Source organism: Glutamicibacter sp. AGC46 (genome assembly GCF_053543715.1).
Genome location: NZ_JBLVOJ010000009.1, coordinates 1 through 15,862 on the forward strand (window position 1 = coordinate 1; position 15,862 = coordinate 15,862).

Sequence of the window (15,862 nt, forward strand, 5' to 3'; positions counted from 1 at the left end):
TCCACCCATGAGCAACCCACCCGGACAACACTCGTGTCCAGCATGGGCAACCAATAATGGTTAGCTCCTTAGAAAGGAGGTGATCCAGCCGCACCTTCCGGTACGGCTACCTTGTTACGACTTAGTCCCAATCGCCAGTCCCACCTTCGACGACTCCCCCCACACAAGGTGGTTAGGCCATCGGCTTCGGGTGTTACCAACTTTCGTGACTTGACGGGCGGTGTGTACAAGGCCCGGGAACGTATTCACCGCAGCGTTGCTGATCTGCGATTACTAGCGACTCCGACTTCATGGGGTCGAGTTGCAGACCCCAATCCGAACTGAGACCGGCTTTTAGGGATTAGCTCCACCTCACAGTATCGCAACCCATTGTACCGGCCATTGTAGCATGCGTGAAGCCCAAGACATAAGGGGCATGATGATTTGACGTCATCCCCACCTTCCTCCGAGTTGACCCCGGCAGTCTCCCATGAGTCCCCACCTTTACGTGCTGGCAACATGGAACGAGGGTTGCGCTCGTTGCGGGACTTAACCCAACATCTCACGACACGAGCTGACGACAACCATGCACCACCTGTGAACCAGCCCCGAAGGGAAACCCCATCTCTGAGGCGGTCTGGCACATGTCAAGCCTTGGTAAGGTTCTTCGCGTTGCATCGAATTAATCCGCATGCTCCGCCGCTTGTGCGGGCCCCCGTCAATTCCTTTGAGTTTTAGCCTTGCGGCCGTACTCCCCAGGCGGGGCACTTAATGCGTTAGCTACGGCGCGGAAAACGTGGAATGTCCCCCACACCTAGTGCCCAACGTTTACGGCATGGACTACCAGGGTATCTAATCCTGTTCGCTCCCCATGCTTTCGCTCCTCAGCGTCAGTAAATGCCCAGAGACCTGCCTTCGCCATCGGTGTTCCTCCTGATATCTGCGCATTTCACCGCTACACCAGGAATTCCAGTCTCCCCTACATCACTCTAGTCTGCCCGTACCCACCGCAGATCCGAGGTTGAGCCTCGGACTTTCACGGCAGACGCGACAAACCGCCTACGAGCTCTTTACGCCCAATAAATCCGGATAACGCTTGCGCCCTACGTATTACCGCGGCTGCTGGCACGTAGTTAGCCGGCGCTTCTTCTGCAGGTACCGTCACTTTCGCTTCTTCCCTACTGAAAGAGGTTTACAACCCGAAGGCCGTCATCCCTCACGCGGCGTCGCTGCATCAGGCTTTCGCCCATTGTGCAATATTCCCCACTGCTGCCTCCCGTAGGAGTCTGGGCCGTGTCTCAGTCCCAGTGTGGCCGGTCACCCTCTCAGGCCGGCTACCCGTCGTCGCCTTGGTGAGCCATTACCTCCCCAACAAGCTGATAGGCCGCGAGTCCATCCCCCACCGATAAATCTTTCCACCAACAACCATGCGGTCAAAGGTAATATCCGGTATTAGACCCAGTTTCCCGGGCTTATCCCAGAGTCGGGGGCAGGTTACTCACGTGTTACTCACCCGTTCGCCACTAATCCACCCAGCAAGCTGGGCTTCATCGTTCGACTTGCATGTGTTAAGCACGCCGCCAGCGTTCATCCTGAGCCAGGATCAAACTCTCCATAAAAAAATAAAAAGCCACCGGCAACCCCTTGGAAAATAAGGGCGAAGCCAATGAAGTCCTGGCGAATAATAAAACACTCAAGAACACTGCACGGGGGTGCAATGCCTCAAGCAAATGTTATGTATTCACCAAATAAAAATATTCGGTATCAACAAACTTGGCACACTATTGAGTTCTCAAACAACAAACACTCTCGACACCACAACCACCAATCCATCGATGACTGCTTCGCTCCGGAGCAACTTTTCCAACTTACCAGAGTTCCTGATCCGATCAAAATCGGCGGAAAACCTTTAGTGAAAAGTGATTGGCTGCCGGGTGAACAATCGGTAGATTCCGTGTTGTTTCCGTTCCGGCAACAGATAAAAACTATACACAGGTTCTTGGGCACTTACAAATCGAGGGGCCGCGTTCTAGGTCACATTCATTTCGCTGTTCTAGTCTGGGCTCATGAGCGACCTGCAAAGACTCCTTGGATACCGTGAACCCATCTTCAATGCATCTATGGCTGGCGCGGCTGGCGGCGCCTTGGCTGCAGCTGTTTCCCACGCGGGAGGTGTAGGGATGATCGGTTCGCCTGCAACTCCCACAGCTGACTGGATTGAACAGCAAACGCAATTCGTTGAATCCCTGAGTACTCCATGGGGCGTCGGCTTCATGGCCTGGGCGCTGGAAACGGATCTCTCCCCGCTAGAGGTCTTCTTGGAGTTCGGGCCCTCGTTGGTGACCTTGAGCTTCGGCGATGTCACCCGGGCCGCGGCGGTAGCCCATGAGGCTGGAGTTCTGACCGCCATGCAGGTAGGCAATGCGGCAGATCTGGAACGCGCGATGGCTGATGACATCGACATCATCATTGCCCGTGGCGCAGAAGGGGGCGGACATGGCCGCAATGAAGCCGGAACTCTGCCGCTGCTGCAGCTGGCAACCGCCCAGCACCAGAAGCCTGTGGTGGCGGCCGGAGGCATCGGCACTGCGCGAGGTATCGCCGCGGTGCTGTCAGCTGGCGCGGAAGCTGCCTGGATCGGGACCCGTTTCCTCTCGGCAGCAGAGTCCAGCGGGCACGGGAACATGAAGAGCGCAGCACGCAATGCGGGCCTGGATGACACTATCTATACCCGCGCCTTCGATCTCGCCCAGCAATTGCCATGGGCGCCCGAGTTCGGCGGACGGGCGCTGCGCAATGAGTTCAGCGACAAGCACGCGGATCTTTCCAGCTGGGAGCCGAACGATGCGCTGCGCGAGCAGATGGATCAGGCCCGCTCCGAAGCGCTGACGGACATAGCCCCGGTCTATGCCGGTGAGGCGGTGCAGTTCGTTGGCGCCGAGCAGCCCGCCGCCGAAATCATGCAGGAGCTGTGCGGCTTCCGCCAGGTCCTCGGGCAGACTGCTCGACGCTTTGCCTAGATCGGCTGGTTGTCGATCAGACGGACGTTGCCCACCTTCGCCGCGACAAGGATCAAGCCCTCGCCGGTGAAGGGGGTGTCCTGGCAGTTGAATGCCAGTTCCTGCAGGGTATCCGGGTCAACGACGGCGAAGTAGTCCAGCTCCACCAGCGGGGCCATCTGGTACATGCCGATGGCATCCTCGATGTACAGCGGTTCATTGCGTGCCGCACGGTCGGCAACCAGCTGGATCGAACGGTGCAGCACCAAGGCTGCTTCCTTCTCTTCCTCGTTGAGCAATGCATTGCGGCTGGAAAGCGCCAGGCCTTTCGGGCTGCGCACGATCGGCACCGCACGCAGTTCTACCGGATAGTCCAGGTCGGCAACCATGCGGCGGATCAGCATCAGCTGCTGGGCATCCTTCTGGCCGAAGTAGGCGCGGTATTCGCCCCGACGCGGGTCGGCCAAGTGCAGCAGCTTGGCGACTACGGCCAGCATGCCATCGAAGTGGCCTGGACGCGAGGCGCCTTCATACATTTCGCCCAGCGCGCCGGAGCTCAACTTCACCAGCGGAAGGCCGGCATGGTAGATCTCGGAAGCGTCCGGGGCAAAGACAAGATCGACGCCGGCGGCCGCGGCCAGCTGCACATCAGCGTCGAGCTGGCGCGGATAGTTGGCGTAGTCGCTGGCATCGTTGAACTGCAGCTCATTGACGAATACGGAGATGACTACAAGTTCGTTTTCTTCGCGGGCGGCCTTGAACAGCGAAGCATGTCCGCGGTGCAGGGCTCCCATAGTGGGCACGAAGCCCAGCGATCCCGGGTTAGCTGCGGCAATAGCAGACTTCAGCTCGGCACGGGTCTTTACAATCTTCGGGGTTTTCACGCTTCTATTCTAGAACTCGCAGAAGCTCTTCCAGCGTGCCTTGGGAGATCAGTCCGCGTTCTGCGGCGCGCAGCGCGGTAGCGCGCGAGAGGCTCCGATAGGAATTGTTGGTTTCCGCCGGGGCGTCGGCCAGCGCCTGCAGGTGCGCGGTGACCGTTCCGCTATCGCCTCGTGCTACCGGGCCGGTCAGTGCGCCCGCGCCGGAACGCAGGGCATTATCCAGGCTCGCGTACATCAGGGCGCGCAGGGTATTGGATGGTTCTTCCACGCCGATCCGGCGCAGGATGTCCGCCGATTGCGCCGTGATGGTGTTCAGGTGGTTTGCCGCATGGGCCAGGGCCGCGTGGTAGCTGGCACGATCCTGCTCGGCGATCACCACCGGCTCCCCGCGCATTTCCACCACCAGTGCCTGGGCTACCGGGAGGATGGCCTCGTCCGCGGTGACCGCGAAGACGCAGTCGGTCAGGCGCTGGAGGTCCATGCTCATGCCGGTGAAGGTCATGGCCGGGTGGATTGCCAGTCCAAAGGCGCCAGCATCCAAGGCCGGTTGCAGGATCGAGGTGCCGTACCGCCCGGCGGTGTGCGCGATCAACTGCCCGGCGGCGATATGGCCGCCCGCTGCCAGTCCGGACACCAGTTCGCCGAGCACGTCGTCGGGTACCGCAAAGAGCACCAGTTCGCTGCGGCGCAGGATTTCTGCTGGGTCCAGCAGTTCCACGCCGGGCAGCAAGGCGTCGGCGCGATCGCGCGAATCCTCCGAGACGGCGTGGATTCCGGTGATCCGGTGTCCGCTGGCTGCCAGCGCCGCACCAAGCACGGTGCCTACCTTGCCGGCGGAGATGATGCCGATTCCCAAGCGTGGTGCGTCCACTTCTACCTTTCAACCAGGCGCCGGGTTTGCGCCCGAATAAATTCTGCTGCGGTGTCCGCATCAATTTGATGCAGGTATCCGATGATGTTTCCGCCGGCACAGTGCAAGCGGACACCGGCCAGTTTACGTCCTTGCTCCCATGGTCCCTGGCCCCAGCTCATGCCCTGCACCCGGTTATGCGGCACGAAGCTGGCCTGCCGGGCCAGCCAGCCATACCGGGAAATCACCGTGGTGCCGGTGGCCAGGAACGCCTGGTGCTTCCATGCCCCGGGCGATAGCGGCTTGGCGCGTTCCGGGGAGCCGGTGAAACCGTGTTCGCATCCGGTGCTCACCGCGGTGGCCAGCACCTCGCGCTGGTTGGCGACGCCAAGATCCGGCAGCAGGATCCCCATGATCCGGGCGACCGACTCGAAGTCGCCCACCGGGAGCACTTGCAGGTTATCCGCGTCATCGCTCTTGGTGCCCAGCACGTTGACTTCCACCTTGTACCAGCCCAGCATCCGCCAGAAGAAGGGTGCCGTCACCGAAATGGCCTGGACGCGGCCGGCAGGAATGGAGTGCTGGCGGGTGTCAGCCAGCCCGTAGCTGATGCGCATGCCGGTGTCCGAGGCGCTGGCGGTGAAGTTCCAGCCCTGGTTCAGCTGCTTGTAGTAGAAGCTGCCGAAGGCCAAGGCCGCGGGGACCAGGGCTGCGATGATTCCGTCGACCCCGGCAAGCCAAAGCACCAGCATCGCCAGGCATGCGAGCACCCCGAACATCACCGGCAATTGCAGGAACATGGAGCCAATCAGGCGCCCAATGGGCACGTTGGCCATCAGCGGCAATGCGTCCGCGGCGGCCTGCGGCTGGGCTGCCGCGCGATCCGCCGCGTCGTGGGAGCCGCTTTCTTGGGCAGCGGCAGGTTCTTCGCCGCGGGCCCGCTCCAGGATGACCACGCGCAGCGCGTGGGCATCGGCCTTGCGCAGGAAGGAAAGGCGCAGCACCGACTCGGAGGAATCGGCCACGTCAAAGCGCAGTTCGGCGAGGCCCAGCAGCCGGGCTACCAGTGGCTGGGCAATGTCTATGCCTTGCACCTTGTCGATGCGCGCCTGCTTCTGGCTGCGGAATAGCATCCCGGAATTCACGTACACGTGGGTGCTGGTGAGCTTGTAGCGGGTGAAGTACCAGGAAAGGAAGTAGAAGATGAGCACCACGGCCAGTGCGATGCCGGCGCCCGCGACGGTCCACATCAGCCTGGTGCCGGAGAAGCGCTCCGCCCAGGACAGGTCGTCGGTGTTCTGCCAGTAGATGTAGCCCAGGCCGATGATGGCCAGCCAGCCGTGGACGAACGGGCTGGCTGGATGCACCCGCTGCCATGGCTCGGCACTGTCTCCGGTGGCCAGCTCTTCGGCCTGGCTCATAGCATTTTCTCTTCGCCGGCGGCCACAAGCCGTTCGCGCAGGGCCTGCCCTTCGCCCTCGGGCAACCCGTAGACGTGCGCGGTGGCAGCGCTGCCGGCGGTGTTCAGCGTTAGCTGGCATAGCCCATAGCGGCGCTCCAGCGGCCCGCTGTTGACCTCGACGTATTGCATGCGGCCGTAGGGAATGACCACCTGCTTGCGCCACATCACCCCGGAGCGGACGATGAAGTCTTCTTCGCGTTCGAGATAGCCCAGTGCGGCGACCTGGCGGCGGATGATGCGCAATGCCGGCAACGCGATAGCCAGCACCAGCAGGACCGGGGAAATCACCAGCCACAGCGGGACGCCGACGCCGGTGACTGCCAGCACGGCAGGGACCAGGGCCGCCAGCAGGAACAGGCCCCAGGTGATCACCCAAGTGGTGAACTTGACCTTGGCGTAGTCCCGGTGGGCTGGGGTGAAGTTATTCGGTGACCACGGAGTCGCTGTTGCCATCGGTATCCTCTGGAGGTAGTTTGCACAGTTGCTGAACAATATACCCAATAATCACCATGAGGACACCAGCACCAGTCAGCACTAGGCCGCGGGTCAGGGTGGGGGTGATCCCAGTGGCCGCCCAGAGGGTGATGATGGCCGGAACATGCCAACCGACAATCACCGCACCAGCATACGCCGAGGCCTGGGCCAGAACCAGGGTACGAGCTGCGGCGATCGGCTCGAAGTCCGATTTGCCCAAGGTGGAGCGCTTCACGCGGATCCCCAGGAACAGGATCACCGCGCAGACTGCGCCCAGCGAGTACAGGGCGGAGTAGTCCAGCACCGGCGCGTACCTGCCTGCCGCGGTGAGCAGGCGCAACGCGATCCAGCCGGCCACGGCCCCGAGCCCGGCGCACCAGAGCAGCCAGCGCAGCTTCAGCTTGGCCATAGCCGGATGATGTCCTTCGTATCGGCAGCTTCGGCGGCCAAACGGGAAACCAGTTGCCCGTTCAGCACCGCGTCCGGATCCATCCAGCTCCACGGGGCCAGCACGAAGCCGCGGATCGCGGCGCGCGGATGAGGCAGGGTCAGCCGCTCATCATCCAGGTTCAGCTGGTCGTAGGCGATCAGGTCCAGATCCAGGGTGCGCGCTTCCCAGCGCACCTCGCGGGTGCGGTGGTGCTTGGCTTCTATCCACTGGCACAGATCCAGCAGCTCATGCGGGGCCAGCCGGGTACGCACCTGGACGACCTGGTTGGTGTAATCGGGCTGTTCCGGCGGACCGCCTACCGGCTTGGTGATGGCCAGCGGGGAAACCTTGAGCAGCTCGACTTCTGCGCCGAGGTCCTGCACCGCGGCGGCCAGGGTAGCCTGCGGATCACCCAGGTTGGCGCCCAATGCGATGATCGCGGTGTGCTGCTTCTGGTGCCGCGTCAGCGAGATGGTGACATCGGTGAACGGTACCGGGATTGGAGCCTGCGGCTTGTGCACCACCACGTCGATGGTGAACACGCCCGGGTAGGCGGCGAGGATCGCCTCGGCGATTTCGCTGCCCAGCTTCTCGATCAGGTCCCACGGGCCGGCCTGGATCTGCTGGACTACCAGCTCGCTGACTTCGCCGTAGTGCACCGTGTCAAGAACATTGTCGCTGGCTGCCGCACGTGAGATATCCACGTGCAGCACCACGTCAATGATGAATTCCTGGCCGTCGCGCTTCTCATGGTCGAAAACGCCATGGTAGCCGGTGGCCGAAATTCCGTAGATGCTAATGCGATCCATAGGCCTGCACGACTTCAATGGCGTCGCGGTTGCCGGTGACATCGTGCACGCGCACTGCCCAGACCTTGTCGCGGGCGCCCAGCACGGTGGTCGCGGCGGTCGCGGAATCGCGTTCCATCGGCGCGCGGCTCTTGGAGCCTTCGGCCAGCAGTTCGCCCAGGAAGCGCTTGCGGCTGGTGCCGATCAGCACCCGGTGGCCCAGCTCCTCGATGGCAGGGACGTTGGCCAGCAGCGCCCAGTTGTGCTGCGCATCCTTGGCGAAGCCCAGTCCCGGATCGATGATGATCTGCTCCGGGGCCACGCCCTTGGCGACGAATTCATCGCGCAGCATGCGCAATTCGCCGATGACCTCGGTGACCACGTCCTGGTAGTTGGCCTCGGAGACCATGTCCTGCGCGGTGCCGCGGCGGTGCATCAATACGTAGGGGACGCCGGTTTCCGCGATCAGCTCCGGCATGCCCGGCTCATAGGTCAGGCCGGAAACGTCGTTGATGAGGTGCGCGCCGGCGGCGATGGCCGCGCGGGCGGTGGAGACATGCATGGTGTCCACGGAGATCACCGCGCCGGCCTTCACCAGGGCTTCGATGACCGGGATGATGCGCTCGCGCTCCAGGGCAGGATCCACGTTCGTGGCGCCCGGGCGGGTGGATTCGCCGCCCACGTCGATGATGTCGGCACCCGAGTACAGCAGCTTCAGGCCCTGGTCGATCGCGGCATCGGCGGACAGGTACTTCCCGCCATCCGAGAAGGAGTCCTCGGTGACGTTCAGGATGCCCATGACCAGGGTGCGGCCGGTTGGCAGGTCGGCCATGGTCTTCTTGCTGGACTTGCGGATCACCGGCAATGGGCTGGTGTTCGGGCCGGTGCCCGGGATCGCTCCAAGCGACATGGGGGTTCCTACTTTCCGAGGATCAGGCTCATGGCTTCGGCACGGGTGGCGGTTTCCCGCAGCTGCCCGCGCACCGCACTGGTCACGGTCTTCGCGCCGGGCTTCTGCACCCCGCGCATGGACATGCACATGTGCTCGCATTCAACGACGACGATCGCACCGGAGGGGTTCAGGTGCTCCACGAGGGCATCGACGATCTGGGTGGTCAGGCGCTCCTGGACCTGCGGGCGGCGGGCGTACACCTCGACCAGCCGGGCCAGCTTGGACAGGCCGGTGACCTTGCCGCCCTTGCCCGGGATGTAGCCGATATGCGCCGAACCGTAGAAGGGCACCAGGTGGTGCTCGCAGGTCGAGTAGAACGGGATGTCCTTGACCAGCACCATCTCATCGTGCTCGATGTCGAAGGTGGTGGACAAGTGGTCTGCCGCTTTCTGGTGCAAGCCGGCGAAGAACTCCGCATAGGCCTTGGCCACCCGCTTCGGGGTGTCTACCAGGCCGTCGCGGTCGGGATCCTCGCCAATGGCTTCCAGGATCTCGCGCACGGCTGCCGCGATCCGCGGCTGATCAATCTCTTGTAGTTCACTCACGCTTCGATCCTAGTCGGTCGAGGAAGCTGCGCGCTCCTTGGGGCTTAATATCGGGCCCTCTTGGTGCACCGGACGGGCCTCGTTGCTCAGCCAGACTTCGCGCTTGTCGCGCTTCACCAGGTCGGAGAAGATCTCGGCGATCTCCTTCTGGTTCAGCGTCTCGCGCTCCAGCAGCGCCAGGGCCAGGCGGTCGAGCACATGGCGGTTGGCCATCAGCGCCTGGTAGGCGTCGTTGTGCGCCTGCTCGATCAGCTCGCGCACTTCCTGGTCCACCAGGTGGGCCATTTCGTCGGAGAAGTCGCGGGAGGCGGTGCCCATGCCCTGCTCGGCAGCCGAGCCGGCCAGGCGCACGGCGCCCACCTTCTCGCTCATGCCGTATTCGGTGACCATCTTGCGCGCGGTGGCGGTGGCCTTCTCGATGTCGTTGCTGGCGCCGGTGGACGGATCGTGGAAGACGATCTCCTCGGCGACGCGCCCGCCCATGGCGTAGGCCATCTGGTCCAGCAGCTCGTTGCGGGTGACCGAGTACTTGTCGGATTCGGGAACCACCATGGTGTAGCCCAGCGCGCGGCCGCGCGGCAGGATGGTGATCTTGGTGACCGGTGCGGTCTGGTTCATGGCCGCGGCCACCAGCGCGGGGCCGCCCTCGTGGTAGGCGGTGACCTTGCGCTCGTGCTCGTCCATCAGGCGGGTGCGCTTCTGCGGGCCGGCCATGACGCGGTCGATGGCCTCGTCCAGGGCGCGGTCGTCGATCAGGTTCGCGTTGGAGCGGGCGGTGAGCAGCGCGGCCTCGTTGAGCACGTTGGCCAAGTCGGCGCCGGTGTAGCCCGGGGTCTTCTTCGCGACGGCGTTCAGGTCCACGGTGGCATCCATCGGCTTGCCCTTCACGTGCACGGCCAGGATCTGCTCGCGGCCCTTCAGATCCGGTGCCTCCACCGGGATCTGGCGGTCGAAGCGGCCCGGGCGCAGCAGCGCCGGGTCCAGCACGTCGGGGCGGTTGGTCGCGGCAATCAGGATGACGTTGGTGGTGGCGTCGAAGCCGTCCATCTCCACCAGCAGCTGGTTCAGGGTCTGCTCGCGCTCATCGTTGCCGCCGCCGATGCCGGCGCCGCGATGGCGGCCGACGGCGTCGATTTCGTCGACGAAGATGATCGCCGGGGAGTTGGTCTTTGCCTGCTCGAACAAGTCGCGCACGCGCGAGGCGCCCACGCCGACGAACATCTCCACGAAGTCCGAACCGGAGATCGAGTAGAACGGTACCGCCGCCTCGCCGGCTACGGCCTTGGCCAGCAGGGTCTTGCCGGTGCCCGGAGGGCCGTAGAGCAGCACGCCCTTGGGAATCTTCGCGCCCAGGGCCTGGAATTTGGCTGGTTCCTGCAGGAATTCCTTGATTTCGTGGAGTTCCTCCACGGCCTCGTCGGCGCCGGCGACATCCTTGAAGGTCACCTGCGGCATGTCCTTGGTGATCAGCTTCGCCTTGGACTTGCCGAACTGCATGACCTTGGAGCCGCCGCCTTGGGAGCGGGCGAGGATGAACCAGAAGATGCCGGCGATCAGCAGGAACGGGATGATGATCCCGAGCATCGACAGCAGCCAGTTGCTTTCCACCGGCTGGTCGGTGAACTTGCCCAGGTTGGCCTTGTTGATCTCATCGACCACCAGTTCGGCACGGGCGGTGGAGTAGTAGAAGCTCACCGAGGTGCCCTTGTCCACGCCATCGACCTTCAGCGAGTCGCGCAGCTTCAGATCCACGCGCTGGTCGCCGTCGAACATCTTCGCTTCGGTGACATTGCCGCTGGTGAGCTGGTGCAGGCCTACGGAAGTGTCCACCTTGGCCGAGTTATTGCCGAAGACCATCGGCAGGAACAACACCACGGCGACAACGCCGACCAGGACCCAAATGATCCAGCTGTTAAAAAGCTTCTTCGTTTTCATTGATCCGACAGGCCCCGCGCCTGGCGCATCCCCCTCACGCACTGCTCTGGCGTCCGGGTCACGCCACCTTCGATATTTCTCAACGCCCCATTGGCGAGAAAAGTTCCCTACTGGTAAATATGCGGGGCCAAGGTGCCCACGCAATCAAGGTTGCGGTACTTTTCCGCGAAGTCCAGGCCGTAGCCCACCACGAATTCGTTCGGGATGTCCATGCCGACGTACTTGACGTCGATTTCCACCTTGGCTGCTTCCGGCTTGCGCAGCAGGGTGCAGATTTCCACCGAGGCCGGGCCGCGGGATTCCAGGTTGGACTTCAGCCAGGACAAGGTCAGGCCGGAATCGATGATGTCCTCGACGATCAGCACGTGCTTGCCCATGAGGTCGGAATCCAGGTCCTTGAGGATGCGCACCACACCGGAGGACTGGGTACCCGAACCGTAGGAGGACACTGCCATCCAGTCCATGGTCAGGTGGGAGTTCAGTGCGCGAACCAGGTCAGCCATGATCATCACGGCGCCCTTGAGCACACCTACCACGAGGATGTCGCGGCCTTCGTAATCCTTGTCGATCTGCGCGGCAAGTTCTTCCACGCGGGCCTGGATTTCTTCCTTGGTGTACAGAACGTGCGCAAGATCGGCTTTGACTGCATTGGAATCCACGAGAATTCTCCTGATTCTAGAGGTGTGGTACTTACCTAGAGTGCCACATTTAGCGGAAGGTTGTTTAGCCGGTTGTGGTGAAAACGATCACCGATTGCCGCCGGAAGGCGCTGATCCTGCCATCCAGCTGCACAGGACCAGCTGATTTGGACTTGGGGACGCCGAGCCCGGCCAGCGCGCACAGCGCCGCCGTTCGCTCATGGCCCACATTCCTGGCCCCGGCTTCCATGGCGGCCAGGCGTAATACTCGCGAGCTGATGGCCACCGGCAGCTTGGCCAGGTCCGGGATCGCCAACCCGTGCTCGTCCTTGGCCGCTTGGGCCCATTCGTCGAGGGCTTGGGCGTCGGCGGCGGCCAGGCTGGCGGTGCGCGCCAGTGCTTCGGGAACATGCTCGCCAAGTTCCTCGCGCAAGAAGGGCAGGATCCTATGGCGGATGAGGTTGCGCTTGTACCCGGTGTCCGCGTTGCTCGGATCTTCCCAGTAGCCAAGCCCCGCCTGCCGGCAGATTTCCTCGGTTTGCGCCCGGGACAGTTCCAGCAGGGGGCGCCGGTAGGCTCCGCGCCGGGCAGGGATGCCGGCCAGCGAGCGGGTTCCCGATCCGCGCAGCAGCCCCAGCAGCACCTGCTCGGCCTGGTCGTCGCGGGTGTGGGCGAGCATCAATGCCTGCGCGTTGAACTGCTGCAGGGCTGCTTCAAAGGCCTGGTACCTGGCCGTGCGGGCCGAAGCCTCGTCATCCGAGGTCTCGACCTGGACCACCGCCACCGGGTCCAATCCCAGCTCGCGGCATTGCCCGGCGGCGCGTTCGGCCGCCTGGGCGCTGCCGGGCTGCAGGCCGTGATCGATAACCACGGCGCCGAAGGAAGCGGGCAGCGTCGCCGCGGCAATGGCCAGGGCTAGCGAGTCGGCACCGCCGGAAACCCCGATCAGGTTCAGCCCGGGCGCGCTGCTGGCACTGATGGCGGCGCGGGCAAGGTGAAGGGCGCGGCTCATCGGGTGCGGGCCAGCCAGCGTTCCGGGTCATCGAGTTCCCCGGCGCTCGGGAACATCTCGCGGGCGGTGAAGATTTCGTTGAAGCCCTCGTAGCCGATCGCGTCGACGATATGCCGCACGAATTTTGCCCCGCGTTTGTACTGCAGCGCCTTGGCATCCAATCCCAGCAGCTTGCCCAGCAGGATCGCCAGGGCCGAACGGTTCTCGCCACGGGCTTCGAAGCGGCGGCGGATGGTCTTGATGCTGCGGATCGAGGTGACATCGTTCATCACGACCATGGCGTGGCCTTCGAGCACCGACATGATGCTGGTCAGTTCGCTGACCTCGGACTTCATGGACTTCAGGCGTTCACCCAGTTCGCCCATGGAGTGGGTGGTGCCGGCCAGCGGCTCGAAAGCCTCGGCCAGGGTCTGCTTCATGACCCCGGGAATCCAGGCAGCGTGCTCGAATTGCAGGCGGTGGGTCTGCTCGTGGGTGGCGATCCACAGGTAGAAGTCGCGGGCGTTCACATTCAGCTCGCCGCGGATCTGGGTGATGGTCGGGGCGTTGAGCAGCAGGCGCGGGCCGACGAACGGGTCGAACTGGCCCAGCACCCGGGTGCCCAGCACCGAGAGCACCGCGCCAAGTTCTGCGCCGGCAATCAAGGGGACCACCCCGGGGACGTCCTGGCGCGCTGCCGGGAGCAGGGCCGCGAAATTCTGGCTGACGGCCTTGGCCCAGCCTGACCGGTCCACCACCAGGGTCTGCGAGGGCGCGGAAGCAGCCAGCTTGGAAACCTTCTCGGCCTCCACCAGGCCTTCGCCGGCGGCGATGCGCAGTTCCTCGATGATCCGCGCGGCATCCTGGGCCTGGATCCCCGGCCCGGCGGGCATCAGGGTTTTCGCGGCCTTGGCCGCCAGCTTCCAATCGACGAACTGGTTCATTTGCTGCTCCTGCGGCGTTCAGCTCCGGCAGCCACAGCCACGGATGGCGGTGACAGCAGAGTCAATGGTTGGCTTGTGGGGTGCGAGTGTTCCGTTGGGCTGATCGGCATAGATCGAGAAGGCGAGCAGGCGCCCGTCTTCGGTCATGGCCATGCCGGTCAGCGTGGCCACGCCGGTGAGCGAGCCGGTCTTGGCGCGGACCAGGCCAAGTGTTCCGGCACCACCCAGGCGGTTCATCAAGGTGCCGTTGTAGCCGGCGACCGGCAGCGAGTAGACGACCTCGCGCAATTCCGGCTTCTTGCTGGTGGCGGCCGAGCGCAGTACCGCGGTCAGCGCCGCGGGCGAAATCCGGTTCCTGGCAGCCAGGCCGCTGGTGTCCACGAGCGTGTGGCCAGCAGCCCCATGGGCCTGGGCCACAGCAGCGACGGCGGCCCCTGCCTGCTCCCCGGGCATCTGGCGGTCCAGCGCCACCAGGCGGCCCATGGATTCGGCAATGTAGTTATCCGAAACCAGCAGCATGTGCTTGATGACATCGCGCAGCGGTGCCGACTTCACCTCGGTGATCTGCTCGCCCCCCGCATAGGGGCCGCGGCCACCCTCATCCACCTTGACCCGCTCGCCCAGGGCTTGGGCGAAGACCTTGCGGACCTGCGCGGCCGGGTCGGACTGGTAGGCGGTGCTGGTGCTTTCCCCGGCACGCCCGGCGTAGTGCGCAATCGGGTAGACCTGGCCAATGTTATTGGAGGTGAACAGCGACTTGTCCCAGGCGGGGTTGCTGTGCGCATCGCCGAACAGCGAGTCGTCCAGCCACAGCTTGACCTCGCTGATGCCGCGCTTTTCAAGTTCTTCGGCGGTCTGCTTGGCCAGGGTTGCCAGTCCTGCATAGCCCTTGGGGTGCGCCGGGTCCGATTCCCCGTCGCCCAGCAGCACATCTCCCCCGCCGCGCAGGATCAATGTGCCGCCATCGAGCAGCACGCTGGTGGACAGCTGGGTGTCGCCGCCGAGGGCATCGAGGGCCGCGATGGCGGTGACTACCTTCAGGCTGGAGGCCGGGGTGCCATTTATTTCGGAGTTCCTGTCATACAGGACTGTGCCCGTGGCCACGTCGACCACCTGGGCGTTGAAGGACGTCCGGTCGGGCTTGTCCGCCAGGATGCTATCCAGCTTCGCGGCGAGGATCCCGGGGTCCGGTTGCGCGGCGTTGGGGTCCAGGTCCCGCACGGCGACTGGGGATTTATCGGCCAGCGGCGCGCTGGCCGGGGTGTAGAAAGCCTCGGGCTCTCCGGTGAAGAATCGCGGGGCCAGCAGCATCGCGGCAATCACTGCAACCATGGCAACAATCGCCACCCCCAGCGTAATAGCGCGTCGGGCGGCAGTGTTCATATGGTTACATTCCTCTCGCAGTTTTATCCATCAGGCGCAATGGGGCGATACCCTTATTAGCGGATATCCCTAAGACTAGTTTAGGAGTGTGCTTTTCATGAGCCACGACGTGACCATCGAGATCCCCACCGGATCGCGCGTCAAGTACGAGATCGACCACGAGACCCACCGCCTGCGCCTGGATCGCGTGCTGTTCACCTCGATGCAGTACCCAACCCACTACGGCTACTTCGACGATACTCTGGGCGAAGATGGCGATCCATTGGACGCCATGGTCTTCATCCCGGGTGTTGATCTGATCCCAGGTGTTGTTGTCGAAGCACGCCCAATTGGCGTATTCAACATGACCGACGATGGCGGTGGCGATGCCAAGCTGCTGTGCGTTCCTGCCGACAAGCGCTTTGACCACATCAAGGAACTTGAAGACATCGACGAATGGCTGATCAAGGAGATCGAGCACTTCTTCACCCGCTACAAGGACCTGGAACCAGGCAAGTGGGTCAAGGCCGAGGGTTGGGAAGGCCGCGAGGCTGCCGAAGCCGAGCTGGCTCGCTCCATCGAGCGTTTCAAGGCCTAGCCACTAGGCTCAAGCCGAACATGGCGGGGGG

General features: G+C 63.5%; 15 protein-coding genes and 1 rRNA gene. 2 read left to right on the forward strand and 14 right to left on the reverse strand.

The window, feature by feature from the left end:
• Positions 1-72: 72 nt before the first annotated feature.
• A 16S ribosomal RNA gene (locus ACNPM8_RS03095) occupies positions 73-1,598 on the reverse strand.
• Positions 1,599-2,045: 447 nt separating this feature from the next.
• Between ACNPM8_RS03095 and ACNPM8_RS03100 the strand changes: the two genes are divergently transcribed.
• Positions 2,046-2,999 (forward strand): NAD(P)H-dependent flavin oxidoreductase, encoded by a 954-nt coding sequence (locus tag ACNPM8_RS03100; RefSeq protein WP_448939289.1) that lies wholly within the window; start codon positions 2,046-2,048, stop codon positions 2,997-2,999.
• Here ACNPM8_RS03100 and panC read toward each other — a convergent pair.
• From panC to dacB, 13 genes are all read right to left on the reverse strand, one after another.
• Entirely contained in the window at positions 2,996-3,862 is an 867-nt protein-coding gene (gene panC / locus ACNPM8_RS03105; RefSeq protein ID WP_448939290.1) for a pantoate--beta-alanine ligase, read from the reverse strand. The two genes, ACNPM8_RS03100 and panC, sit on opposite strands and share 4 nt — an antisense overlap.
• 4 nt (positions 3,863-3,866) lie before the next feature.
• Positions 3,867-4,733 (reverse strand): Rossmann-like and DUF2520 domain-containing protein, encoded by an 867-nt coding sequence (locus tag ACNPM8_RS03110; protein ID WP_332595340.1) that lies wholly within the window; start codon positions 4,731-4,733, stop codon positions 3,867-3,869.
• A 2-nt stretch (positions 4,734-4,735) separates the two neighbouring features.
• The gene (locus ACNPM8_RS03115; RefSeq protein ID WP_181148927.1) at positions 4,736-6,133 is read right to left on the reverse strand and encodes a PH domain-containing protein; all 1,398 of its coding nucleotides are present in this window, start codon (positions 6,131-6,133) and stop codon (positions 4,736-4,738) included.
• Complete coding sequence (locus tag ACNPM8_RS03120) at positions 6,130-6,627, reverse strand: PH domain-containing protein (protein ID WP_388024664.1); 498 nt, start codon at positions 6,625-6,627, stop codon at positions 6,130-6,132. Before ACNPM8_RS03120 ends, ACNPM8_RS03115 begins: the two co-directional genes overlap by 4 nt.
• Positions 6,596-7,057: a DUF3180 domain-containing protein gene (locus ACNPM8_RS03125; RefSeq protein WP_388024665.1), complete on the reverse strand. Its 462-nt coding sequence runs from the start codon at positions 7,055-7,057 to the stop codon at positions 6,596-6,598. The genes ACNPM8_RS03120 and ACNPM8_RS03125 overlap by 32 nt, the downstream gene beginning before the upstream one ends.
• The gene (gene folK / locus ACNPM8_RS03130) at positions 7,045-7,887 is read right to left on the reverse strand and encodes a 2-amino-4-hydroxy-6-hydroxymethyldihydropteridine diphosphokinase (RefSeq protein WP_166650737.1); all 843 of its coding nucleotides are present in this window, start codon (positions 7,885-7,887) and stop codon (positions 7,045-7,047) included. Before folK ends, ACNPM8_RS03125 begins: the two co-directional genes overlap by 13 nt.
• Positions 7,874-8,776 (reverse strand): dihydropteroate synthase, encoded by a 903-nt coding sequence (gene folP / locus ACNPM8_RS03135; RefSeq protein ID WP_105658627.1) that lies wholly within the window; start codon positions 8,774-8,776, stop codon positions 7,874-7,876. Before folP ends, folK begins: the two co-directional genes overlap by 14 nt.
• Before the next feature lie 8 nt (positions 8,777-8,784).
• A complete protein-coding gene (gene folE, locus ACNPM8_RS03140) occupies positions 8,785-9,363 on the reverse strand; it encodes a GTP cyclohydrolase I FolE (protein WP_286134348.1) in 579 nt (192 codons plus the stop codon).
• 9 nt (positions 9,364-9,372) lie between these two features.
• Entirely contained in the window at positions 9,373-11,298 is a 1,926-nt protein-coding gene (gene ftsH / locus ACNPM8_RS03145) for an ATP-dependent zinc metalloprotease FtsH (RefSeq protein ID WP_448939291.1), read from the reverse strand.
• Positions 11,299-11,405: 107 nt separating this feature from the next.
• Complete coding sequence (gene hpt / locus ACNPM8_RS03150) at positions 11,406-11,957, reverse strand: hypoxanthine phosphoribosyltransferase (protein WP_105658629.1); 552 nt, start codon at positions 11,955-11,957, stop codon at positions 11,406-11,408.
• Between the two features lie 64 nt (positions 11,958-12,021).
• Complete coding sequence (gene tilS / locus ACNPM8_RS03155) at positions 12,022-12,948, reverse strand: tRNA lysidine(34) synthetase TilS (RefSeq protein ID WP_286172157.1); 927 nt, start codon at positions 12,946-12,948, stop codon at positions 12,022-12,024.
• Positions 12,945-13,871, reverse strand: a complete 927-nt coding sequence (locus ACNPM8_RS03160) for a zinc-dependent metalloprotease (protein ID WP_105662169.1) — start codon at positions 13,869-13,871, stop codon at positions 12,945-12,947. Before ACNPM8_RS03160 ends, tilS begins: the two co-directional genes overlap by 4 nt.
• 18 nt (positions 13,872-13,889) lie before the next feature.
• Complete coding sequence (gene dacB / locus ACNPM8_RS03165) at positions 13,890-15,254, reverse strand: D-alanyl-D-alanine carboxypeptidase/D-alanyl-D-alanine endopeptidase (RefSeq protein ID WP_448939292.1); 1,365 nt, start codon at positions 15,252-15,254, stop codon at positions 13,890-13,892.
• Between the two features lie 97 nt (positions 15,255-15,351).
• Here dacB and ACNPM8_RS03170 point away from each other — a divergent pair, with 97 nt between their 5' ends.
• Positions 15,352-15,831, forward strand: coding sequence for an inorganic diphosphatase (locus ACNPM8_RS03170; RefSeq protein WP_105658632.1), 480 nt, complete (start codon positions 15,352-15,354; stop codon positions 15,829-15,831).
• Positions 15,832-15,862: the final 31 nt, after the last annotated feature.

Bases quoted from the DNA above. Each gene is read 5' to 3' on its own strand.
- ACNPM8_RS03100 (WP_448939289.1), top strand. From the start codon at position 2,046: ATGAGCGACCTGCAAAGACTCCTTGGATACCGTGAACCCATCTTCAAT.
- ACNPM8_RS03115 (WP_181148927.1), bottom strand. From the start codon at position 6,133: ATGAGCCAGGCCGAAGAGCTGGCCACCGGAGACAGTGCCGAGCCATGG.
- ACNPM8_RS03120 (WP_388024664.1), bottom strand. From the start codon at position 6,627: ATGGCAACAGCGACTCCGTGGTCACCGAATAACTTCACCCCAGCCCAC.
- ACNPM8_RS03125 (WP_388024665.1), bottom strand. From the start codon at position 7,057: ATGGCCAAGCTGAAGCTGCGCTGGCTGCTCTGGTGCGCCGGGCTCGGG.
- folK (WP_166650737.1), bottom strand. From the start codon at position 7,887: ATGGATCGCATTAGCATCTACGGAATTTCGGCCACCGGCTACCATGGC.
- folP (WP_105658627.1), bottom strand. From the start codon at position 8,776: ATGTCGCTTGGAGCGATCCCGGGCACCGGCCCGAACACCAGCCCATTG.
- ftsH (WP_448939291.1), bottom strand. From the start codon at position 11,298: ATGAAAACGAAGAAGCTTTTTAACAGCTGGATCATTTGGGTCCTGGTC.
- tilS (WP_286172157.1), bottom strand. From the start codon at position 12,948: ATGAGCCGCGCCCTTCACCTTGCCCGCGCCGCCATCAGTGCCAGCAGC.
- ACNPM8_RS03160 (WP_105662169.1), bottom strand. From the start codon at position 13,871: ATGAACCAGTTCGTCGATTGGAAGCTGGCGGCCAAGGCCGCGAAAACC.
- dacB (WP_448939292.1), bottom strand. From the start codon at position 15,254: ATGAACACTGCCGCCCGACGCGCTATTACGCTGGGGGTGGCGATTGTT.
- ACNPM8_RS03170 (WP_105658632.1), top strand. From the start codon at position 15,352: ATGAGCCACGACGTGACCATCGAGATCCCCACCGGATCGCGCGTCAAG.